This is a genomic window from Dyella sp. M7H15-1 (assembly GCF_004114615.1).
Lineage (GTDB): Bacteria > Pseudomonadota > Gammaproteobacteria > Xanthomonadales > Rhodanobacteraceae > Dyella_B.
In genome coordinates this window covers 154,078-177,402 of record NZ_CP035300.1, presented here as the reverse complement: position 1 = coordinate 177,402, position 23,325 = coordinate 154,078, and the positions used below count along the sequence as shown (strand labels likewise).

The 23,325-nt window shown below is 60.0% G+C and carries 20 protein-coding genes; 5 read left to right on the top strand and 15 right to left on the bottom strand.

Annotated features, from left to right (window positions below):
- Positions 1-27 precede the first annotated feature (27 nt).
- The 12 genes from EO087_RS00970 to ndk form a co-directional block, all read right to left on the bottom strand.
- A complete protein-coding gene (locus EO087_RS00970; protein ID WP_128897230.1) occupies positions 28-1,284 on the bottom strand; it encodes a tyrosine-type recombinase/integrase in 1,257 nt (418 codons plus the stop codon).
- 310 nt (positions 1,285-1,594) lie between these two features.
- Positions 1,595-3,178, bottom strand: a complete 1,584-nt coding sequence (gene guaA, locus EO087_RS00965) for a glutamine-hydrolyzing GMP synthase (RefSeq protein ID WP_128897229.1) — start codon at positions 3,176-3,178, stop codon at positions 1,595-1,597.
- Positions 3,179-3,308: 130 nt separating this feature from the next.
- Complete coding sequence (gene guaB / locus EO087_RS00960; protein ID WP_128897228.1) at positions 3,309-4,766, bottom strand: IMP dehydrogenase; 1,458 nt, start codon at positions 4,764-4,766, stop codon at positions 3,309-3,311.
- Between the two features lie 94 nt (positions 4,767-4,860).
- Positions 4,861-5,715: a bifunctional methylenetetrahydrofolate dehydrogenase/methenyltetrahydrofolate cyclohydrolase FolD gene (gene folD, locus EO087_RS00955; RefSeq protein ID WP_128897227.1), complete on the bottom strand. Its 855-nt coding sequence runs from the start codon at positions 5,713-5,715 to the stop codon at positions 4,861-4,863.
- A gap of 39 nt (positions 5,716-5,754) precedes the next feature.
- The gene (moeB, locus tag EO087_RS00950) at positions 5,755-6,927 is read right to left on the bottom strand and encodes a molybdopterin-synthase adenylyltransferase MoeB (protein WP_128897225.1); all 1,173 of its coding nucleotides are present in this window, start codon (positions 6,925-6,927) and stop codon (positions 5,755-5,757) included.
- A gap of 102 nt (positions 6,928-7,029) precedes the next feature.
- Positions 7,030-8,430: a ribosome biogenesis GTPase Der gene (gene der / locus EO087_RS00945; protein WP_128897224.1), complete on the bottom strand. Its 1,401-nt coding sequence runs from the start codon at positions 8,428-8,430 to the stop codon at positions 7,030-7,032.
- A gap of 18 nt (positions 8,431-8,448) precedes the next feature.
- Positions 8,449-9,648, bottom strand: a complete 1,200-nt coding sequence (bamB, locus tag EO087_RS00940) for an outer membrane protein assembly factor BamB (protein WP_128897223.1) — start codon at positions 9,646-9,648, stop codon at positions 8,449-8,451.
- The gene (locus EO087_RS00935; protein ID WP_128897222.1) at positions 9,645-10,295 is read right to left on the bottom strand and encodes a tetratricopeptide repeat protein; all 651 of its coding nucleotides are present in this window, start codon (positions 10,293-10,295) and stop codon (positions 9,645-9,647) included. Before EO087_RS00935 ends, bamB begins: the two co-directional genes overlap by 4 nt.
- Before the next feature lie 156 nt (positions 10,296-10,451).
- Positions 10,452-11,495, bottom strand: coding sequence for a helix-turn-helix domain-containing protein (locus EO087_RS00930; RefSeq protein ID WP_128897220.1), 1,044 nt, complete (start codon positions 11,493-11,495; stop codon positions 10,452-10,454).
- The gene (gene pilW / locus EO087_RS00925; protein ID WP_128897219.1) at positions 11,492-12,292 is read right to left on the bottom strand and encodes a type IV pilus biogenesis/stability protein PilW; all 801 of its coding nucleotides are present in this window, start codon (positions 12,290-12,292) and stop codon (positions 11,492-11,494) included. The genes EO087_RS00930 and pilW overlap by 4 nt, the downstream gene beginning before the upstream one ends.
- Positions 12,282-13,400, bottom strand: coding sequence for a 23S rRNA (adenine(2503)-C(2))-methyltransferase RlmN (rlmN, locus tag EO087_RS00920; protein WP_128897218.1), 1,119 nt, complete (start codon positions 13,398-13,400; stop codon positions 12,282-12,284). The genes pilW and rlmN overlap by 11 nt, the downstream gene beginning before the upstream one ends.
- 12 nt (positions 13,401-13,412) lie before the next feature.
- On the bottom strand, positions 13,413-13,838 hold the full coding sequence (gene ndk / locus EO087_RS00915; RefSeq protein WP_128897217.1) for a nucleoside-diphosphate kinase: 426 nt from the start codon (positions 13,836-13,838) through the stop codon (positions 13,413-13,415).
- A gap of 274 nt (positions 13,839-14,112) precedes the next feature.
- On the opposite strand from ndk, the gene EO087_RS00910 reads away from it, so the two are divergent.
- From EO087_RS00910 to EO087_RS00895, 4 genes are all read left to right on the top strand, one after another.
- On the top strand, positions 14,113-14,727 hold the full coding sequence (locus EO087_RS00910) for a TetR/AcrR family transcriptional regulator (RefSeq protein WP_128897216.1): 615 nt from the start codon (positions 14,113-14,115) through the stop codon (positions 14,725-14,727).
- Between the two features lie 89 nt (positions 14,728-14,816).
- Positions 14,817-17,204 carry a 3-hydroxyacyl-CoA dehydrogenase/enoyl-CoA hydratase family protein gene (locus tag EO087_RS00905; RefSeq protein WP_128897215.1) on the top strand — a complete coding sequence of 796 codons (2,388 nt, stop codon included), beginning with the start codon at positions 14,817-14,819 and terminating at the stop codon, positions 17,202-17,204.
- Positions 17,205-17,362: 158 nt separating this feature from the next.
- Positions 17,363-18,568, top strand: coding sequence for an acetyl-CoA C-acyltransferase (locus EO087_RS00900; RefSeq protein WP_128897214.1), 1,206 nt, complete (start codon positions 17,363-17,365; stop codon positions 18,566-18,568).
- A 283-nt stretch (positions 18,569-18,851) separates the two neighbouring features.
- Positions 18,852-20,282, top strand: coding sequence for a DHA2 family efflux MFS transporter permease subunit (locus tag EO087_RS00895; protein WP_240669219.1), 1,431 nt, complete (start codon positions 18,852-18,854; stop codon positions 20,280-20,282).
- Between the two features lie 174 nt (positions 20,283-20,456).
- Here the strand turns inward: EO087_RS00895 and EO087_RS00890 are convergent, their stop codons facing one another.
- Positions 20,457-20,717 (bottom strand): hypothetical protein, encoded by a 261-nt coding sequence (locus tag EO087_RS00890; RefSeq protein ID WP_128897211.1) that lies wholly within the window; start codon positions 20,715-20,717, stop codon positions 20,457-20,459.
- A 132-nt stretch (positions 20,718-20,849) separates the two neighbouring features.
- On the bottom strand, positions 20,850-21,545 hold the full coding sequence (locus EO087_RS00885) for a response regulator transcription factor (protein ID WP_164931725.1): 696 nt from the start codon (positions 21,543-21,545) through the stop codon (positions 20,850-20,852).
- Positions 21,546-21,687: 142 nt separating this feature from the next.
- On the opposite strand from EO087_RS00885, the gene EO087_RS00880 reads away from it, so the two are divergent.
- Positions 21,688-22,332, top strand: coding sequence for a response regulator transcription factor (locus EO087_RS00880; protein WP_128897209.1), 645 nt, complete (start codon positions 21,688-21,690; stop codon positions 22,330-22,332).
- 23 nt (positions 22,333-22,355) lie between these two features.
- Here the strand turns inward: EO087_RS00880 and epmA are convergent, their stop codons facing one another.
- The gene (gene epmA, locus EO087_RS00875; protein WP_128897208.1) at positions 22,356-23,324 is read right to left on the bottom strand and encodes an EF-P lysine aminoacylase EpmA; all 969 of its coding nucleotides are present in this window, start codon (positions 23,322-23,324) and stop codon (positions 22,356-22,358) included.
- Position 23,325: the final 1 nt, after the last annotated feature.

Here is a 23,325-nt window from a genome sequence, read left to right as displayed (position 1 = left end):
TTGTCAAATGACAACCTTGTCGCTATTTCAGGCAATTGCGCTCAACGCCGGCACGACCACGTTCTTCGGCAACAGCTTCGGCACGTAGGTCTGCCCGCCGCCCCAGGCATCGACCAGGTTGGCCCACTCTTGCAGCATGTGACGCCGTTGCTCCGCGTACTCGGCCTTGTTGTAGACCGAGCGCGAGGAACGTCCGTCCTCGTGCGCCAAGCACTTCTCGATCCAGTCGCGGTTGAAGCCGATTTCGTTCAACAGCGTCGAGCCGGTACGGCGCAGATCGTGGACGGTGAACGGTTGTAGCGGCAGCCCCTTGGTCTTTGCAGCTTCTGCCACGAGTTGCGTGACGCGATTCAAGGTCGCATTGGACATGAACCGCTCGGCATCGTAACGAGAAGGAAAAACGAACCTTGAGCCGGCCGCGCAGGCGTGCAACGTCACGAAGATGTCGAGCGCCTGACGCGACAGGTAGACCACGTGTGGGTTGCGCCCTTTCATCCGCTGTTTCGGGATCGTCCAAGTTTTGCTCTCGAAATCGACCTCATCCCAAGTGGCCTGAATCAGTTCGCTCTTGCGCACCAACGTCAGCAGGATCAGGCGCAGCGCCAGCTTGATGGTCGGATAGGTCGCCACTGATTCCATCTGTTGCACAAACAGTCGGATTTCCAGAGGCGACAAGGCCCGATCCTTCGGTACGAAGGTGGCGATCGAGGCCGCTCCCACGCTGTCGGCGGGGTTGTCCACCTTTTCGCCGTGGGCGATGGCGTAGACATAGACCTGCTTCACGATGTCCCGAATCTGGACCGCCGTGGCGGGCTCCCCGCGTTCCTTGACCTTGTTGCACAAGGCTCGCAGGTCTTCGGCCTGGATCTCGGTCAGTAGGCGGTTCTGGAAGACCGGCAGGATGTCCCGGTCGATGATGTGCTTGCGCATGACGCGCGTGCTGTCGGCCAATCGTGCATTGGCCAGCCACGTCTCCATCGCCGTGCCGAAGGTCTTGATGGCGACCACCCGGCGCTTCTCGCGCTGCTTTTCGAGCGCAGGCGAGATGCCCTTGAGCACGGCTTTGCGCGCGTCCAGGAGCAGTTCGCGTGCCATCGCCAGTGAGATGCCGCCGGGGCCGTAGCGCCCGAGGGTCAGCGTCTCGCGGCGGCCGTTGAGGCGGTAGTCGTAGCGGAAGGTGACAGTGCCGCCAGGCGATACCGTCACGTACATTCCGTCCCGGTCAGAAGCCTTATAAATCTTGGACTTAGGCTTCAGATTTCGTAGTGCAGCGTCAGTGAGCATCGAGGTTTCCTCCGGCTTTTGACGGCTTTACCGTCAGGCTTTACCGTCAAGGACCTGGAGACCTGCTGATGCCCGGAAAGCCGTATAAAACAAGCTTTCCCGAGAAGGCTTTTACCGTCAAAGACGGTAAAAGTCTGAATAGTGAACGAGAATGTCTTAATCCGGCCTCGATTTTTACCGTCAGCTCTACCGCCAACTTTTTCTGCTGGCCGGCGATAGTCACCGATAGCTGCCGCAACGTATTTATTTTAAAATCAATACGTTACGGCACTTTTTCGATAGCTAGCGATAGTCCTCGAAGGACGTAAATTCACTCCCACTCAATGGTAGCGGGTGGCTTGCCACTTATGTCATAAACAACACGAGATATACCATGTAACTCATTGATAATTCTATTTGATACTTTGCCAAGGAACTCATGCGGCAGGTGTGCCCAGTGGGCGGTCATGAAGTCGATGGTTTCGACTGCGCGCAATGCGATCACCCATTCGTACGCACGGGCGTCACCCACCACGCCTACCGACTTCACCGGCAGGAACACCGCGAAGGCTTGACTGGTGCTGTCGTAAAGATCGGCTTTGCGTAGCTCTTCGATGAAGATGGCATCGGCACGCGCGAGCAGTTCGGCGTATTCGGCTTTCACTTCGCCGAGGATGCGTACGCCTAGACCTGGGCCCGGGAACGGATGGCGGTAGACCATTTCGCGCGGCAGGCCAAGCTCCACACCGATGTGGCGCACTTCATCTTTGAACAGTTCGCGCAACGGCTCGACCAGCTTGAGCTTCATATGCTCCGGCAAACCACCTACGTTGTGGTGGCTTTTAATCACGTGCGCTTTGCCGGTCTTGCTACCAGCCGATTCGATCACGTCAGGATAGATGGTGCCCTGTGCTAGCCACTTCACCTGGCCGTGACCGGCTTCGGTGATCTTGGACGATTCTTCGTCGAAGATTTCCACGAACAAGCGGCCGATGATCTTGCGCTTGGCTTCCGGATCGGCCACGCCTTCCAGCGCCTTGAAATAACGTTCGGCGGCGTTGACGCGGATCACCTTCACGCCCATGTGCTCGGCCATGGTGGCCATCACCTGATCGCCTTCCTGCCAACGCAGCAGGCCGGTGTCAACGAAGACGCAGGTCAGCTGGTCGCCGATGGCACGATGCAACAGTGCGGCGACGACGGACGAATCCACCCCGCCGGACAGGCCGAGCAACACATGATCCTTGCCGACTTGCTCGTGTACGCGTGCGATCTGGTCGTCGATGATGTGCGCTGCGGTCCATAGTGTCTGGCAAGCACAGATTTCGGTCACGAAACGCTTGAGCAAAGCATTGCCCTGCTTGGTGTGTGTCACTTCCGGATGGAATTGCACACCGTACCAGCGCTTGGTTTCGTTGGACATGGCTGCCACCGGAATGCGATCGGTGACAGCCGTGACGGTGAAGCCGGGCGGCGCCTTGGCAACGTGATCACCGTGGCTCATCCATACATCCAGCGTGTGGCTGGAATCGTGATCGCTAAGGCCGGCGAAGAACTGGTCCACGGCAACCACATCAACACGTGCATGCCCGAACTCGCGCACATCGGCCGCTTCCGTTGCGCCGCCTAGTTGCGCGGCCATGGTCTGCATGCCGTAGCAAATGCCGAGAATCGGCAAGCCCGCATCGAACACCTCCTGCGGCGCCTTGGGTGCGCCATGCACGGTGGTGGATTCCGGTCCACCGGAAAGGATGATGCCCTTGGCGCCGAATGCAGCGATGTCGGCCGGATTGTGATCCCAGGCCCAAATTTCGCAGTAGACGCCGATCTCGCGGATGCGCCGCGCGATCAGTTGCGTGTACTGCGCGCCGAAATCGAGGATGAGGATTTTGTCGCTGTGGATGTTGTGTGTCATGCGGGACTCGGGACTCGTCAATAGCCGTGAATCGGAAATCGAGAATCGGAAATCGTAAGAGCACAGCAACGACGAGCTTGCCGATTATCGCTCTTCGCTATTTACGACTCCCGATTGACGATTCCCTCGATCAGGAATTCAGCCGATAATTCGGCGCTTCCTTCGTAATCTGGATGTCGTGCGGATGGGCTTCGGTCACGCCGGCCGAGGTCACCTTGACGAATTGCGCCTTGGTGCGAACGTCATCAATGGTGACTGCACCGAGATAGCCCATCGATGCACGCAGCCCACCGATCAACTGGTGAATGATGTTGCGCAGCGGGCCACGATACGGCACGCGCCCTTCGATGCCCTCCGGCACGAGCTTGTCGGCGTCGGCTTCGTCCTGGAAGTAGCGATCCTTGGAACCGAGCGCCATCGCGCCAAGCGAACCCATGCCGCGGTAGCTCTTGTAGGAACGGCCCTGGAACAACTCGACCTCGCCCGGGGATTCTTCGGTGCCGGCAAACATGGAACCGAGCATGACGGTGGAAGCACCGGCAGCGAGCGCCTTCGGGATATCGCCGGAGTAGCGGATACCGCCATCGGCGATCAGCGGGATCTCGTCCTTCAGCGCGGTGGCAACCATATCGATGGCGGTGATCTGCGGCACACCCACACCCGCGACCACACGCGTGGTGCAGATGGAGCCGGGGCCTACGCCCACTTTCACCGCATCCACGCCGGCATCAAGCAAGGCACGTGCGGCTTCGCCGGTGACGATGTTGCCGGCGATCAGCTGCACTTGCGGGTAATGCTTCTTCACCCAGGCGGCGCGCTCGATCACGCCTTGCGAATGACCGTGTGCGGTATCCACCACGATCACGTCCACGCCGGCATCGACCAATGCTTCGACACGCTGTTCGGTATCGCCACCGACGCCGACGGCGGCGCCCACCACGAGGCGCTCGTGCGTATCCTTGGCGGCGTTGGGATTGTCGCGGGCTTTCTGGATGTCCTTGACGGTGATCAGGCCGCGCAACTGGAACGCGTCGTTCACCACCAGCACTTTTTCGATGCGGTTTTTGTGCAGCAGTTGCAGCACTTCATCCTGGCCGGCGCCTTCGCGCACGGTGACCAGCTTTTCCTGGCGCGTCATGATATTGCGCACCGGATCATCGTGCTTGCGTTCGAAGCGCAGATCGCGGCTGGTGACGATGCCAACCAGTTGCTCGCCTTCCACCACCGGCACGCCAGAGATGTTGTGCGCGCGAGTGAGCTTGAGTACGTCGCGGATGGAAGTGTGTGGACCGACGGTGATCGGGCTGCGGATAACGCCGGCTTCGAACTTCTTCACCAGGCGCACTTCGGCAGCCTGCTGGTCGGCGGTCATGTTCTTGTGGATGATGCCGATGCCACCGTTCTGCGCCATGGTGATGGCAAGGCGGGCTTCGGTAACGGTGTCCATGGCGGCAGACACGATGGGGATATTCAGTCGAAGGTTTCGCGTGAATCGTGTGGAAGTGTCCACGTCACGTGGCAAAATCTGGGAGTTGGCCGGGACAAGGTAGACGTCGTCGTAGGTGAGGGCTTCGGCGAGGATACGCATGCGAAAAGTCTCGCTCCAAAGAGGAAATTATACGCAGTAGTGGCTGATGATGCGACGATTTTCTCCCTACTTTCCGCTGGAAAGAGGGAGAAAATCAGGGTTCGCGCGCCTCTGCGGCTTCCAGCGTATTTTCCATCAAGGTGGCCACCGTCATCGGACCAACGCCGCCAGGCACTGGGGTAATCCAGCTTGCCCGCTGCGATGCCATGTCAAAATCGACATCGCCCACCAGTCGTCCGTCGTCGAGACGATTGATGCCCACATCCACCACCACAGCACCCGGCTTAATCCATTCGCCCTTCACCAGCCCAGGCTTACCCACGGCAACGACGAGAATATCGGCCTGCCGTACATAGCTTTCCAGATGGCGAGTGAAACGATGGCAACAGGTGGTGGTGCAGCCGGCAATCAACAGTTCCAGCGCAAGCGGGCGTCCCACATGGTTGGAAACACCAACGACCACCGCATGCTGTCCACGCACCGGACGATCGGTATGGCCGAGCAAGGTCATCACACCCTTGGGCGTACACGGGCGCAGACCAAAGCGGCGCAACGCAAGACGGCCGACATTGACCGCCTGGAAGCCATCCACGTCTTTGTTCGGATCAATGCGGTCGACCAACGCATCCTCGTCGATATGTTCCGGCAGCGGCGACTGCACCAGAATGCCGTGCACGACTGGGTCGGCATTCAATCGGTCGATGAGCGCGAACAGCTCTTCCTGAGTGGTGCGCGATGGCAAGTCGTAATCGAAAGAACGAAACCCTACCTGATGGCAGGCCTTGCGTTTGTTGCGCACGTAAACTGACGATGCCGCATCATCACCGACCAGCACCACGGCCAGTCCGGGCTCGATCTCACCCTGGGCCGTGCGCTCGCTGACGCGCTTGCCGATGCGCTCCAGCAGTTCCTGCGCGATGCGTTTGCCGTCGAGGACACGTGCGCTCATAGGTGTTTTCCTGTCCCGCAAAGCGAGACATTATCCCGACTACCTCTTGCCCGCACAAATCGATGACTGATCTTCGTAACCCCTGAACACAGCGTTCTGGCTGCAACCTGGGCATTCGGGATCGCGCGGCAAGCGTGTTTCGCGAAAATGCATGCCTAACGTGTCGATGGACAACAAGCGGCCGATCAAAGGTTTGCCGATACCAAGAATCAACTTCAGCGCCTCTGTCGCTTGCAGCAAACCGACGATGCCGGGCAGCACGCCGAGCACACCTGCTTCGCTGCAGTTGGGCGCATCCGCCGCCGAGGGTGGTTCGGGAAAGAGACAGCGATAGCACGGCGAATCTGCACACTGCGGATCGAACACGCTGACCTGTCCGGTGAAGCGCTCAACCGCACCGTAGACCATCGGCATATTCAAGCGACGTGTTGCCGCGGCGAGCAAGTAACGAGCAGGAAAATTGTCCGCACCGTCGATCACCAGATCGTGCCCATCCAACAAATTTTCGACGTTGTCGGCGCGCAGGTGTTCGTTGCGAGGTTCCACCCGGATGCGCGGATTAAGTGCTGCCAATGTCATGCGCGCCGATTCGGTTTTGGCCATGCCGACGCGTGCGTCGGCATGAATGACTTGGCGATGCAGATTCGAACGCTCGACACGGTCATCGTCGATCAGCGTGAGCTGCCCTATTCCTGCCGCCGCGAGATAGAGCGCAGCGGGTGCACCCAAGCCACCTGCCCCAAGCACCACGACCTTCGCCTGCTGGAGCTTCAGTTGCCCTGCTTCACCCACCTGCGGCAAACACAGTTGGCGTGCGTAACGCTCCGTTGCATCCGCATCAAGATGGCTGCCAGCCGTCACCGGCAAGCCTTCGCTTTTCCAACGTTCGAAGCCGCCGACGACGGAAGCTACGTTGTGGTAGCCCATGCGCTGCAGGGCTTCGGCTGCAAGCAGCGAGCGGCGACCGCTGGCGCACACAGCGAGGATCGGGCGATCGCGGTTGGGTTCGTTGTCTTCGATGCGCAATTCGAGGAAGCCGCGTGATAAGCCCAGGGCACCTGTGGGCGAACCGGCGGCGCGTTCGCCGTCTTCACGTACGTCGATCAGCAAAGCGCCTTGTGCCTGCCAGGCGAAGGCTTCTGCGGGAGAAATTTCGACTACCCGCTGGCGGAGAGCGGTTAGCCAAGTGTCGCGGTCGAGAGGAAAGTTCATACCGACAGTCTAGTAGAGGCGCCCCTCATGGCCGTCCAGTTATAGCCCTCAGGTTGTGACCACACGGGTAGCCACCCTGTGCCTGTCCCTACGATACGCCATTCAGCGCTTGCGCTTCTTCATCTCGCGAATCATGCGCTGCCGCTTGCGCTGCTGCGCCTCGGTAAGCGCGTTTCTTTTGCCGGCATAGGGGTTGTCACCATCGCGGAAATCGATGCGGATCGGCGTGCCTTCCAGCTTGTAGCGCTGGCGGAAGAAGTTTTCCAGGTAGCGCCGATAAGCCGGGGCGATGTGCTTGGTGCGGCTGCCATGGATCACGATAGTGGGCGGATTGTTGCCACCCGGATGGGCAAAGCGCAGCTTGGGTGCGTGGCCACGCACCAGCGGCGGCTGGTAGCTTTCGTAGGCGCGCTCGAGTGTGCAGGTGAGATCCGAGGAACCCAGCTCCCGCGTGGCCGCGGTGTGCGCGCGCACAATGACGCGCATCAACTCTCGCAAGCCAGAGCCATGCAAGGCGGAAATGAACACTTGCTTGGCCCAGTCGACAAACACCAGGCGACGTTCGAGTGCGCGCTGGCATTGTTCGCGCTGGTAGGCATCCATGCCATCCCACTTGTTGATGGCAATCACCAGCGCCCGGCCCTCGTCCAGCACATGGCCGATGAGCGTGAGATCTTGGTCGGACAGGTTTTCGCGCGCATCGATCATCACCACCACGACCTGCGCGGCCGCCATCGATTGCAGCGTCTTGATGACGCTGAACTTCTCGATAGCTTCTTCGACACGCGACTTGCGTCGCACGCCGGCGGTATCGATCAGGGTGTAGCGTTTGCCGTCGCGCTCCAAAGGCACGCGGATCGGATCGCGCGTAGTACCCGCTACGTCGGAAACGATCAAGCGATCTTCGCCAAGCAGGCGATTGATCAGGGTCGACTTGCCGGCATTGGGTCGGCCGACGATAGCAACACGAATACTGTCGTCGTTTTCGAGCCCCAACTCTTCATGCGCATCTTCCGGCAACAGCGGCAGGACGGCGGCAATCAGTTCTTCCGTACCGCGGTTATGCGCGGCGGAAAGCGGCAAGGTCTGAGCGATGCCGAAAACGGTGAAATCGGCCAGTGCGTCCTGCAGGTCAAGGCCATCGGTCTTGTTGACCGCGACGATGATCGGCTTGCCGCTGCGGCGCAACTCGTGGAGGATGCTGCGATCCTGCGGCAGCAGGCCATCGCGCGCATCGACCACGAACACGAGCAGGTGCGCCTCGTCGATAGCGAGGCGCACCTGCTGTGCGGTGAGTGCGTCGAGGCCTTCGTCGACACCGGACAAACCACCGGTATCGACGACGACAAAAGCACGCTCGCTAGTACGGCAGACGCCATAGTGACGATCGCGAGTGACGCCCGGCATATCAGCCACCAGGGCGTCGCGGCTACGCGTCAGCGCGTTGAAAAGGGTCGATTTACCAACGTTGGGACGACCAACCAGAGCGATAACGGGTAGCACGAATCATGGTTCCAGGGATTACTTAGCGCCGATGCGATAAGCGGCGAGGTGACCTTCGACATCCTCGACGTAGACCAGATCGCCAGCGACTACCGGCTGCGCACGGACGGCCTTCTTGGAAAGGCGCTCACGACCGGCCAGCGCGCCGTCACCCACCTGCAACCAGTGCACGTAGCCTTCGATGTCGCCAACCACCACGTAATTGCCTTGCACGGCCGGTGCTGTTATCCAGCGATACTTGAGGTTGTCGTTTTTCCACATATCAGCACCGCTGCTCTTGTCGAAGGCCCACACCTGCGAATCGGTGTTGGCGCCAAACAGACTGTTGCCGCTCGCAGCCAGCGAGGTATAGGTGGGGAACGGACGCGTCCACAGCGGACGGCCACTGGGACCATCGATCGCCGTGAGGTTGCCATGGTAAGCGGCGGCATAGAGCGTGCTGCCATCGAGCAGAACGCTGCCGTCGGCGTCGTTCATGCGGTCGATATCCGTACGGCCTTCGCCGCTCGCCAGCTTTTGCTCCCACAGCTTTTCGCCGTTGTCCAGGCGCAGCGCCGTGAGCTTCCCGTCGTCGCTGCCGAAGAACACCACGCCGTTGGCAACCAGCAGCGGACCATTGCCGCGCAAGCTGAGCAGAGGCACGTTGCCCTGGTCATTCACCCAACGGCGCTCGCCGGTGTTGCTGTCCAGGCCGTACACGCGACCATCCTGGGTGCGCACGATGGTGAGCGGGCTGGCAATCGCTGGTGAGTCAATCACTTCCGAAGGTAGGGTACTGGTCCAGCGCTCGCTGCCGTCTTTCACATTGAGGCCATAGACATGGCCATCCAGGGTGCCGATCACCAACAAATCGCCCGATACCGCGGGGCCGCCGGAATAGAAAGCATCCTTGCGATGCTTGTCGCCCCAGCCGAACCAACCATGGGTGCGTGACTTGTGTTCCCAGATGGTTTTGCCGGTGGCTGCGTCGTAAGCACCCACCACGCCATCCGTGCTAGCTGCGTAGAGCACATCACCCACTACGGTCGGCTCCATGCGCACACCGCTAACACCAGCGCCGTGACCAACGCGCGTTTTCCACACCCGCGTTACCTGCACCGTGGGTTTGAAATCCTTATCCAGCGGGGTGGGTGGCTGGATGTTTTCTTTTTTGAAGGAATGACAGCCCGCGAGCGCCAACAGCGAAGCGGTCAGTACGATCAGCCCAAAACGTTTCATGCACCCTGCTTCCCGGCCGTGGCCAGATCGTCGATTTTCAATTGCACTTCATTGTTCTGCTGCGCATTCGGACCCATGGCCTTCACCGCGGCCTGGTACGCCTTGAGCGCATCCTCGCGCCGTCCAAGCTTGACCAGCACATCGCCGCGCAGTTCCTGGCTCGCGATCGCATAACTGTCGGTCGGCATGAGATCCAGTGCGTTCAGAGCATCCTTGGCATTGCCCTTAGCCAATTGCACGTGAGCGATACGCAGTTCCACCAGGGCCTTGAGTTCCGGGCTGGGGGCATGCTGCTCGGCCCACGAAAGTGAATCGAGCGCCTTGTCGTACTGTTTGGCCTCAACCTGGCGACGTGCACGGTCGCTGACCGCGAACATCGCATAAGGCGTATCGGCGTAATCGTTCATCAACTGCTGGATCAATACATCGGTGGCATGGGTGTTGCCGGTGTCGATGACGGACTGGAGTTGCTGGTAGAGGCCGGAAGCGACCGTCTGGTACCCAACACGATGGTTGCGCCACTGCTGGTAACCAAAGATGGCAATCAAGCCGATGACGACACCCACAACGATCGACAGACCATTCTGTCGTAGCCATTTTTGTACGCGTTCGCTTTGTTCGTGGTCGTCGTATGCATCAAATGCCATGCAATCACCGTATCGCAAGAGACGCCATCAGGCGCCAGAAAGGGTGTTCTTTAAGCCGCCGCGGTCCGGCGACAGCCGGCATTGCCGTCCTAGGAACGGACAATGCGCAAGCATAACCGATCGAGGATGATCGAGGGGCGCCAGGCGCCCTCGTCTTCAGGCTCCCGTAGGGGCGGCTTTACCATCCTGGATATCGACGCGGAAGTGGGCCACGTTGGCCCTGCGGTACGCATCCAGCGTCACTGGCTGGTCATCGACATTGACCTGCGCGCCTGTTGCGTTGCCGATGCGCACTTCAAGCGGCTGGTCGCTGTGATAGGTCTTGGCGGTGCCCGCCGGAAGCAAACCATATTCCAGCCGTGAACCATCCTTGCCGATCACTTCCACCCAACTGCTGTTGGGGAGACTGAGTGTGAGGCTGTGATTGCCGCTACCCACGCTGGTCGGATCGCCGGCATTGCCCGACGGCGGCGTGATGTTGACATCGCTGTCCAAGTTCGGCACCGGCACCATCGACGCCAGCAACGGCTGCTGCTCGGCCGGATGCACCACCGAGGCGGCGGAAATCGGTGCCGCCGGAGTCGCCTGGGCCAACGCGTCGACATTGCCCACAGGAACCTTCGCCGTGCTGCCGGGCGATGCCGGAATCGGTGGTGGCGCATCCTGCTGTGCAACGGGTGCGGCATCCAACGGCGCCAGATGGCTCACATCATGCGTGAGGGTGCCGCGCATGCCGAGCCACACGATGGGTACGGCAATGACCAGGGTCAGCACCATATAGGTGGCCGCCGTGGCATAGCGATCCAGCAGGTAACGCGAATGCGACACGCCACCGGTAGCCACCAGCGGAGGCTGGCTTGGCTTTAGCCCGGCTATGGCTGTCTCGGTTTCCGCCTCGTCGATATCCAGGTAACGCGCGTACTTGCGGATGTAACCCTCCAGATAGATCTGGTAGTCAATACCGTCGAACTCATTGTTTTCGAGCTGACGCAGCACACGTACCGGCAGGCGTAGAGCGTGGCCGCAGGTTTCCAGATCTAGACCCCGCACCTCACGAACGGCACGCAGGTGCGAACCAAAGCCGGAGGCTACGTTGAAACGAAATTCGGCAGCGTTCTGATCCATGTTCGCTGCGGTCACGGCGGGTGTCTCGGAGGTGGTTTCCTCCTGGCCGGCCGGATTGGACTGCTTGGAAATCATGGGCGTACGGTTTGATTGAGGGCTTGCGCCTGTTCCGAATCCGGGAACTGACTGAGTAGCCGTTTGCTGTAATGATGGGCAGCGTCCGTGTTGCCCAAATGAGATTCGATTTCGTAGCCAAGCTTCAGCGAGTCGGGGTTGGACTGGCCTAGCGCGTCAAAGCGCTGCAGGAAGGCACTGGCATCGAAGTAGCGCCCGTTGAGGTAAAGCAGATTGGTGAGCTGCAGCAGCGCCAAGGGATTGCCCGGGTTGCGCTTCACCGCTTCACGCAGGCTGGCTTCTGCCCCCACGCGGTCATTGATCTGGAGCTGACATCCGCCCTTGTTGGCAAACGCCACATCCGGTGTCTGGTAGAACGGATCGGCAATAGCCTTGTCGAAATAAGGCAGCGCTTCCCGCACCTTGCCCTCATGGCACAGGAACTGGCCAAGGTTGTTATTGGTATCGCCCTTGTCCGGTTGCAGTTCGACCGCGCGACGGTAGTGAATTTCCGCATTCGGCATGTCGTTGATGCGCTCATAGATATACGCCATCACCGTCTGTGCCGGAACAAAGGTGGGATCTTCGCTGACCGCAATCTTCACCTTCTCCAGCGCGCCCTCCATCTTGCCGATCTCAATGTAGTGCTGCGCCAGGCGTGTATGCACATCCGCAGCGCTCTGTGCTTTCTCCGCCTTGGTTTGCTTGGGCAATTGGGGATCGGGATTGGCCAGCGGCGGCTGGATCACAGCGGAGCGGTGACACCCTGTCAATGCGAGGGCAAGACAGATACCGAGTAAAACACGATCACGCCGCATCAGCTGCATCCTCGGCCAGACGTTTCTGGAATTCGGCCTGACGACGCGTGCGATCGAGCACCTGGCCCTTGAGCTGGCCACAGGCTGCATCGATATCGTCGCCGCGGGTGCGACGCAACATGGTCAGGATGTTGGCGTTGAGCAATTGCGTCTGGAAGGCGCGGATAACGTCCGGCTCCGAGCGCTCGAAGCGCGTGCCCGGGAACGGATTGAACGGGATCAGATTGACCTTGCATGTCGGCAGGCGACGCATCAGCTTGATCAGCTGGCGCGCATGCTCGGGTTGATCGTTCACGCCCTTCATCAGCGTGTATTCGAAAGTGATCGACGTGCGCGGCTTGCGCGCAATCCAGCGCTGGCAGGAGGCGATCAGCTCGGCGATCGGATAACGCTTGTTGAGCGGCACCAACTCGGTGCGCAATTCGTCGTTGGCGGCGTGCAACGACACGGCCAGCGAAACGTCGATCGTTTCGGACAGTTTGTCGATCATCGGCACCAGGCCGGCGGTGGATAGCGTGACGCGCTTGGAGGCCAGGCCAAAGCCCAGATCATCGCGCATCAGGCTCATCGCCTTCACGACGTTGTCGAAGTTCAGCAGCGGCTCGCCCATGCCCATCATCACTACATTGGTGATGCGGCGGTTCTGGTGTGTGACATTGCCTAGGTATTTCGCGGCCACCCACATCTGGCCGATGATTTCAGAGGCGGCCAGGTTGCGATTGAAACCTTGCGTGGCAGTGGAACAGAACTGGCAGTTCAAGCCGCAACCCACCTGCGAGGACACGCACAACGTGCCACGGGTGGGCTCGGGGATGTAAACCGCTTCCACGGCGTTGCCGCCGTCCATGCCCAGCAGCCACTTGTGCGTGCCGTCTGCGGCGCCCTTGTCGAACATCGTCTTGGGCGGACCGATGTAGCAAGCGGCCTCAAGTTTGGCGCGCAAGGCCTTGCCGACATCGGTCATGTTTTCGAAGTTGTCTTCCAGGTGGTGATACATCCATTTCATCACCTGCTCGGCGCGATACGGCTTCTCGCCAAGCCACGCAAAAAACTCGCGCAACCCTTGACGATCGAAATCGAGCAAATTGACTTTTTCCACCTGGTTCACTTGCTTTCTATCTCAGCGCGGAAAAACTTCGGTTTCTGCGAAGAAGTAGCCAATTTCGACGGCGGCCGTTTCCGTAGCGTCCGAACCGTGCACGGCATTGGCGTCGATCGAATCGGCGAAATCGGCGCGGATCGTACCCTTGGCAGCATCCTTCGGATTGGTAGCGCCCATCAACTCGCGATTCTTCAGAACCGCATTATCACCTTGCAGCACCTGGATCATGACCGGACCGGAAATCATGAACTCGACCAGCGCGCCGAAGAACGGGCGCTCGCGATGCACCGCGTAGAAGCCTTCGGCCTCTTTGCGCGACAGATGCTTCATCTTGGCAGCAACAACTTTCAGCCCGGCCTGCTCGAAACGAGCGTAGATTTCACCGACGACATTCTTGGCAACGGCATCGGGTTTGATGATGGAAAGGGTGCGCTCCAGCGCCATACGGTCTGCTCCGGGTATTCAGATTATTTTAATGGGCGGCCTGACGACACGACGTCAGCGGAATTTAGAACTAAAAGCGCTGCGAAATGCGGATTTAGCGCACGAAAGTTTGACAGATTCTAGCCCATAAGCAACCCGCCCGATGGCCTGGGGGCACCCCTCGGAAGCATTCAGGCACCGGATGACGGGGGCAAACAAAACGATCGTTTGACTCCCTTCGATTCTCGCGCGTATGCTCAAACGATCGTTTGATTCGATCGGATAGGCGATACCCGTGAATAGCTCCGCTTCCACCAAGGAACGCATTCTCACTGCCGCCGAGGCACTGTTCGCTCAACGTGGCTTCGAAGGGGCTTCGCTTCGCCAGTTGACTACCGCCGCCGGTGTCAATCTGGCCGCAGTCAATTACCACTTCGGCTCCAAGGACCATCTGGTCGAAGAGGTGTTCAAACGCCGCCTGGACCAGCTCAATGTGCGCCGTCTGGCGGCCCTGAAGCAGGTTGCGGGGCAGCCTGATTCGACCCTGGAGAACGTACTGGCAGCCTTTATCCACCCCGCCCTAGATTTGTCGCACGATGGCGGCGGTGACCTGTTCATGCGTGTGCTGGCCCGCGCCTTTGCAGAGCACGACGACAGCCTGCGCAAGTTCCTGTCCGACAATTACGGACACGTCATGCGCCAGTTCACCGCCGAGTTTGCCCGCCTGCTGCCCAACCTCAGCAAAGAAGAGTTGTATTGGCGCATCGACCTGGTCACCGGCGCACTGACTCATGCCATGTCCGGCTTCGGCATCATCCAGCGCAAGAGTGATGTCAGCGAAACCATTCATCGCGAACAGACGGCTGCGCATCTGATCCGCTTTGCCGCCGCCGGCCTGAGCGCCACCTGATACATCCTGAATTTCTGTCACCGGCCGGCCACGGTCGTCCTCCACCTTCATGTTTTTCTACCCGTTTTGTTCGTATTCCGGAGAAGCCAATGACCGCTCCATTTTCATCCCCGTCAGCGCTACGCATCCGCAAGGCTGCGGTACTCGGCGCCGGCGTCATGGGCGCGCAAATCGCCGCGCACCTGACCAACGCCAACGTCGAGACCGTCTTGTTCGATCTTCCTGCAAAAGAAGGCCCCAAGAGTGGCATTGCCCTGAAGGCCATCGAGAACCTCAAGAAGCTCTCCCCCGCCCCGCTGGCGGACAGCACCCGTGCCGCCGCCATCATTCCGGCCAACTATGACGAGCATCTGGACCTGCTCAAGGATGTCGACCTGGTGATCGAAGCGATCGCCGAACGGATGGACTGGAAGCTGGATCTCTATAAGAAGATCGCACCGCACGTATCCAAGACCGCCGTGCTGGCGAGCAACACTTCCGGCCTGTCGATCAACAGCCTGGCCGAAGCCCTGCCGGAGGAAATGCGCCACCGCTTCACCGGCGTGCACTTCTTCAATCCGCCGCGCTACATGCACCTGGTCGAACTGATCCCGACCCGGCTCACCGATGCCCGCGTGCTTGAGGGCCTGGAAGCCTTCCTCGCCACCACCACCGGCAAAGGCGTGGTCTACGCCAAGGACACCCCGAACTTTATTGGCAATCGCATCGGCGTGTTTTCGATGCTGGCCACCATGTACCACACCGAGCAATTCAAGCTCGGCTTCGACACCGTCGATGCGTTGACCGGCCCGTCGCTCGGCCGCCCCAAGAGCGCCACCTATCGCACGGCGGACGTGGTCGGCCTGGACACCATGGCACACGTGATCAAGACCATGGCCGATACCTTGCCCAACGATCCCTGGCACAGTTACTTCAAAACACCGGCCGCGCTGAGCAGCCTGGTCGAACGGGGTGCACTGGGCCAGAAGACCGGTGCCGGCTTCTATAAGAAGGTCGGCAAGGACATCGCTGTATTGGACGTTGCCAAGCGCGACTACACCCCCTCCGAACAGAAGGCTTCGGATGAAGTATCGGCGATTCTCGCCATCAAGGACCCCGCCGAGAAATTCGCCAAACTGCGTGCGTCCAGCGACGCGCAGGCGCAGTTCCTGTGGGCCATGTTCCGCGACCTGTTCCACTACACCGCCTATCACCTGGCCGATATCGCCGATACCGCCCGCGATGTCGACTTCGCCATCCGCTGGGGTTACGGCTGGAAGCTCGGCCCGTTCGAAACCTGGCAGGCTGCCGGCTGGCAGCAGGTCGCCGGCTGGATCGCCGAAGACATCGCTGCCGGCAAGGCCATGAGCAAGGCGCCGCTGCCGGCATGGGTAACCGACGGCCGCACCGGCGTGCACGGCAAGCAGGGCTCCTACTCCGCCGCCGCCCATGCTGACAAGCCGCGTTCGCAGCATCTGGTTTATAAGCGTCAGTTGTTCCCCGATCCGATCCTGGGCGAGAAGTTCGATCTGGGTAACACCGTGTGGGAAAACGACGGCGTTCGCCTGTGGACCCTGGGTGACGACGGCGTGGGCATCCTCTCCTTCAAAACCAAGATGAACACGGTCAACGACCACGTGCTCGACGGCATCCAGCACGCCATCGGCGTTGCCGAAGAAAAGCTCAAGGCTGTGGTGATCTGGCAGAGCGCCGAACCGTTCTCCGCCGGTGCGGACCTGAAGGGTGCACTGGGTCTGCTGCAAGCCGGCAAGATCGATCAGTTCACTGCCATGGTCGAGAACTTCCAGCGCACCAGCATGCGCATCAAACACTCGCTGGTACCGGTGGTTTCCGCCGTGCGCGGCTTGTGCCTGGGCGGCGGTTGCGAATTCCAGATGCATTCGGCCCGCACCGTAGCAGCGCTGGAAAGCTATATCGGCCTGGTCGAAGCCGGCGTCGGCCTGCTGCCGGCCGGCGGCGGTCTGCATGAACTGGCTGTGCGCGCGGCGCGGAGCAACCCGGGCGATCCGTTCGAATCGCTCAAGAAAGTGTTCGAAACGGTGGCGATGGCGAAAGTCTCCGCCAGTGCACTGGAAGCCCAGCAGCTTGGTCTGCTGCGCGAGAGCGACGTGGTGGTCTTCAACGTCTACGAACTGCTGCATGTGGCCAAGCAAGTGGCGCTGTCACTGGCCGAAAGCGGTTATCGCCCCCCGATGTACCAGCGCAATATCCCGGTGGCCGGCGATGTCGGCACCGCCACCTTCAAGGCGTCGCTTGCCAATCTGCAGGCCGGCTACTTCGCTTCCGAGCACGACATTTTGATCGCCACCGGCATCGCCGATGCGCTGTGTGGTGGTGCGATTGAACGCGGCTCGCTGGTGGATGAGGAATGGTTGCTAGAGCTGGAGCGCAAACACTTTGTGGCATTGGCGCAGACGGAAAAGACGCAGGCGCGCATTGCTCACACGATGACGACCGGCAAGCCGCTGCGGAATTGATGGGAGCGGGAATCGAGAATCGGGAATCGTAAATCGTCAAAGCAGCTCTGGCTTCGCATGACCGACCACGCCTCGATTCTGTTCCCTCTCATTTCGCGTCGAAGCGCCAACCGCTTCTAACGATTCCCGATTTACGATTCCCGACCGAGGAACAGCATATGACCAAGCAAATCCAAGACGCCTACATCGTCGCCGCCACCCGCACACCCGTAGGCAAGGCGCCACGCGGCGTATTCCGCAACACCCGTCCCGACGACCTGCTCGCCCACGTGATCCGCGGCGTGATGGCGCAGGCGCCGGGTATCGACCCACACCGCATCAGCGACGCCATCATCGGCTGCGCCATGCCGGAAGCCGAGCAAGGCATGAACGTGGCGCGCATCGCCGTGCTGCTCGCCGGCCTGCCGGATACCGTACCGGCGGTCACCGTGAACCGCTTCTGCTCGTCCGGCCTGCAAGCCGTGGCCATGGCAGCCGACCGCATTCGTCTGGGCGAAGCCGACCTGATGCTGGCCGGCGGCACCGAAAGCATGAGCATGGTGCCGATGATGGGCCACAAGATTGCGATGAACCCGGCGATCTTCAGCGACGAAAACATCGGCATCGCCTACGGCATGGGCATCACCGCCGAGAACGTGGCCAAGCAGTGGAAGGTGTCGCGCGAGGCCCAAGATACGTTCGCCGCGCAGAGTCACGACCGTGCATTGGCCGCCATCAAAGCCGGCGAATTCAAGGATGAAATCACCCCCTTCAAGCTCGACGACCATTACCCCGATCTGGCCACCCGTGGCATCAAGACCGACAACCGCGTGATCGACACCGACGAAGGCCCGCGCGCCGGCAGCACGCCGGATGTGCTAGGCAAGCTCAAGACCGTGTTCCGCAATGGCCAGTTCGGCGGCAGCGTCACCGCCGGCAACTCCTCGCAAACCTCCGACGGCGCCGGCGCCGTGCTGCTGGCCAGCGAGCAGGCGATCAAGGATTACAACCTCACCCCCATCGCCCGCTTCGTCGGCTACTCGGTGGCCGGCGTGCGCCCGGACATCATGGGCATCGGTCCGAAGGAAGCGATCCCGAAGGTGCTCAAGCAAACCGGTGTCACGCAGGATCAACTGGACTGGATCGAACTCAACGAAGCGTTTGCTGCACAGGCGCTCGCGGTGATTGGCGATCTGGGCCTGGACCCGAGCAAGGTCAATCCGCTGGGCGGCGCCATTGCCCTCGGTCACCCGCTCGGCGCCACCGGTGCGGTTCGCGTCGCCACCCTGCTGCACGGTCTGCGTCGTCGCAAGCAGAAGTACGGCATGGTGACGATGTGTATCGGCACAGGCATGGGTGCGGCCGGTATTTTTGAAGCGGTTTGATGTTTGGCGATCCCTCTCCCTTTCGGGGAGAGGGATGAGGTGAGGGGCACACCTCGCTGCGAACTCAAACGGTGTAGGCTGGGGTGCAAACCCCAGCATCAGAAACCAAGAAAGCTAGAATTCCATCCCAGCCTACAACGCCACCCTTGTCCTGATCCCCTAGCCGGCCAATAATAACCGCAATCTGCGGTGCACTCACCAATGCGCCCGCTTTCCGAGCGCGCCCAATCTCATCACTGCGCTCTTTGCAGGAATCACAGTGAGCGCGTTAAGTGAGGAAAAGCTGGATTCCACGGCCGCACGTCAGCCGGCGTATCCCGATTACCGCATTATTTCCTTGATCGTCGGTTGCGCCATCTTCCTCGAACAGATGGATGGCACGGTGCTCGCCACCGCCCTGCCCACCATGGCGCGTGATTTCAGCGTCACCGCACCCGCCATGAGCGTGGCGGTTACCAGCTATCTACTGGCGTTAGCGATTCTGATCCCGGTGAGCGGTGCAATCGCGGACCGCTTCGGCACCAAGCGGGTGTTCAACAGTTCGATGGTGGTGTTCATCATCGGCTCAATCCTGTGCTCGCTCACGCACAGTCTGTCCGCGATGGTAGCGGCGCGGCTGCTGCAGGGCGCGGGCGGCGCGATGATGGCGCCGGTAGGAAGGTTGGTGATCCTGCGTACGGTGGAGCGCCGCCATCTGGTGTCGTCAATGATGTGGACGCTAATCCCAGCCGTGCTAGGCACCATGGCAGGGCCGCCGTTAGGCGGTTTTATCGTGCAATACCTCGACTGGCGCTGGATTTTCTACATCAACTTGCCCATCGGCGTGCTCGGCTTCTGGCTGGTACGGCGCTACATTCCGATCATTCACAACACTGGCCAGCCCGCACCGTTCGATTGGCTCGGGTTCATGCTCTGCAGCGTAGGTCTGGGCTGCCTGCTGTTCGGGATGGAGAGCTTTGGCGAAAACACCGACCCTCGCAACGCATTCCTGCTCGTGACGGTCGGCGCGGCGGCCTGCGTGGCCTATGTCCGACATGCAAGGCAGCACACTCATCCAGCGGTGGACCTGACCCTGCTGCGCATCGATTCATTCCGGCTGTCGGTGATCTCCGGCTCGCTGATGCGTATTACCACAGGCGCGCAACCGTTTCTGCTCCCGCTGCTGCTGCAGATCGGGCTGGGTTTCTCCGCGCTGCGCAGTGGCCAGTTGATCCTGGCCATTTCCGTGGGTGCGCTGTTGGCACGCGTGTTGATGACGCGCCTGTTGCGCGGGATCGGCTTTCGTCGCGTGATGGTTTACAACGGCGTGATGGCGGCGTTGAGCTATGCCGTGTGCGCGTTCTTCCGCGCGGACTGGCCGTTCTGGCTGATGTTCGGCCTGCTGGTTTGCTGCGGCATCACCATGTCGGTGCAATTCACCGCTTACAACACTATCGCGTACGAGGCCGTGCCGACCGAGCGCATGAGTGCAGCCAACAGTTTCTATTCCACGCTGCAGCAACTGATGCTATCGATCGGTGTGTGCAGCGGCGCGCTGATCCTCAAGATCGCCATGGCGGTCAGCCATAACGTCGAACCCAGTCGGCTCAATTTTTCCGCCGCCTTTCTGATCGTCGCCCTGGTCTCGCTCAGCTCGACCTACTGGCACCGTGCCTTTGCGCATGATGCCGGGCATGAACTAAGCGGGCATCGCCATCGCACCGGCGATCACTGAGCGTGGGAGACGATCAAGGCGCTCGAAGATGCGGAATGGGGCTCGTCGACGCCACACCTTGAAATTGATCGACGGTGATACTTATTCAGCGTTGTCTTAATGGAAACCAGCACGCGCATTGGCAAGCTCATGCTGCGCGGGTAAAGCAGGTATGGAGAAATCGTCGCTCTCCAGTCAGACCTTGCTTTTTCTGGCCGTGCGGGACTTTTTGCTATCGATGACGTACACAGCAGCCGATTCAGCAATCATGCGGACAGCGGGGTTCGCAGACGTCTGACAAGAGCGCAACCAGTCGTTCGCGATGCGCCGTTGCTGTTGTGGCGACACGAACGTGAATTGATTAAGGAGGTCCATGAAGACTGCACGCTGTGTTTTGCTAAGTGCGCTGTACCCAAGCAGCACGGCAGAGACGGCGGCGTCGTACGACTCGTCCATAAGGCCCTTTGTACGTGAAAGGCCAATTACAGATCGGCCTCGACTGAACAGAGGCTACCTGCACGCACAGCGACGCGCTATCGGACGATACCTATCGAACACCACAGCAAAACCCACAACACGTAAGATTATTCAGACATCATTGTCACCGCGATGTGCATTTTTCTGTGATGTTTGTGATGCCTGAACCAGACCATGAGCCTGCGCATACTTGAAGATGTCAGCATCGTGCCGAAGGCCAAGCTTTTTCATGGCAGCCATCTTCTGCGCACTGATGGTCTTGCTGCTGCGACCGGCTCGCTGCCCAATTTCCGATACGGTCAGACCTTCCGCATACATGCGCAACACTTCGGTTTCGCGCTTGCTGAGGTGCACGGCGTGATCATCGATGGCCCGTATCTCCGGGGACTGTTCCAGCAATTGTTCGCTCTTTGCCGGCGACATGTAGCGATTGCCAAGCTGGGCCATGCGAATGGCGACCTCAAGGTGGCTAAGGTCATCTGATTTACTGACCAGCCCTAGCGCGCCCACGTCCATAATGCCTTTCATGACTGCGCTGTTTTCGATGCTGGTCAGCACCACCAGCCGTACGTTAGGGAAGCGACGCTTGAGAAAGCGCAATAATGTAAGACCATCACCATAGCGACCGCCTGGCATGGAAAAATCCGTCACGACGACGTCACAGCTTGAGCGGCCCAGCAGTTCCACCAGCTCCGTCGAGTTGGTGACCAGCCCGATCAGGGTGATCCCTTCCACTTTGGATAACAGGTGCTCCATTCCCGCCAACAAGGTAGGATGGTCATCGGCTATGGCTACCCGTATCGTCAAAGCAGGCTCCTTGGGTTCGCGACCCTTCATACAGTGCTTAAGCTAGCACACGCCATAAGTGTTCAACCTGACGAGTTGTATTACGATAATTTGGGCAGTCAGGTGCAACTTCCTCTCGACTTTGCAATAGGCACGGACCAGGATGGATAACCATATTCGTGTCGCCTTGGCCGACGACCATCCGGTCATCCGCCTAGGTATTGAAGCGACGCTCGATGACATCCCCATGGTGAAGCGGATCGGGGCTGCGGTTGACTCCACCCAGTTGGTCGCGCTGCTCGATTCGCAAGCCTGCGACATACTCATCACCGACTACGCCATGCCGGGCGGCCAGTACGGTGATGGGCTTGAGCTGATAGGCTTTTTGCGCGAACGCTACCCGGACTTGGGCATCGTCATCATTACGAGCATGGACAAGGCCGTGCTGATCCGCAGCCTCCTGGTGTGTGGCGTGGATGGCATCCTGAGTAAGGGCGACGACATGTCGCACCTGCGCAGCGCCGTGCAGGCCGTGCATAGCAAGCGCAAGTATTACTCGCCACGCATCACCAAGATGATCAAGGCACTTCCCTCCACGAATTCTTCACGACTTTCCCCGCGAGAGCTTGAGGTGATCAAGCTGTATGTGAGCGGCACCACCATCAATGACATCGCGGAGAAGCTTGAACGCAGCAAGCAGACCATCAGCACGCAGAAAGTCAGCGCGATGCGCAAGCTCGGCATCGAGACGGATGCGGATCTGTTCAAGTACGCCATTGAGCTTGGATTGACGCAAAAGCCAGGTTAGGAAAAGAGAGAACTTTCGGCGGGTCAAGCTTGTGAGAAAGGGAAAGTAAGCACGTCGCCGATGCGGTCGGTGTCTGCAAGACACATCAACAGGCGTTCGATCCCAAGCGCTACACCCGCGCAATCGGGCATCTGGCCAAGCACGGCGAGCAATTGCTCATCAATAGGCATTTCACGCAGACCACGCTCGCGCCGACGCGCATTGTCGTGTTTGAACCGCGCTCGTTGTTCGGCTGCATCGTTGAGTTCGTGATAGCCGTTGGCCAGCTCATGAGGCCCCAGATAAAGCTCGAAGCGTTCGGCCAACGGCGGCTCGCCTGGACGAATGCGTGCAAGCGCCGACTGGCTAGCCGGATAATCGTGAATCACTGTGATACGGCCACGCGGGAAATGAGGTTGCAGCTTGTGGGTGATCAACAGATCCAACCAATCGTCGCGTGTCAGCCCTTCCGGGTCGATGCGGTATGGCGCCAGCGGCTCGCGTAGTTCGTCGATGGCCGCATGCAACGGATCGATGCCCAGTTCGTCGATAAAAAACTGGCGATACCCTTCAATCAGCACTTCGGCACGGCGTCCTACCGTGGCGAGTGCGGCTTCAACCAAGGTGATGGTTTCTTCCATCAACTGACGATGCGTCCAACCGACGCGATACCACTCCAGCATGGTGAACTCGGGGTTGTGCCGTTCCCCTGCCTCACCATTGCGAAACACGCGGCCGAGTTCATAGCAGTCACCCACCCCATCGGCGAGCAGTCGCTTGAGCGGATATTCCGGTGAGGTACGCAGCCAGCGTTCGCGTGCGCCAGCGTCGACATGACCGCTGAACGGCGCACTGAAGCTTTCGATATTCGGGTCGGTGTTGCCGGCCGCGGACAGGATCGGCGTTTCCACTTCCAGCACGCTGCGCTCGGCAAAAAAAGCCCGAATCAATGCGTAGAGCTGGGCACGTCCCTGCAGGCGCTGGTGGAAAGGCGTAACGGTATGGGCAACCATG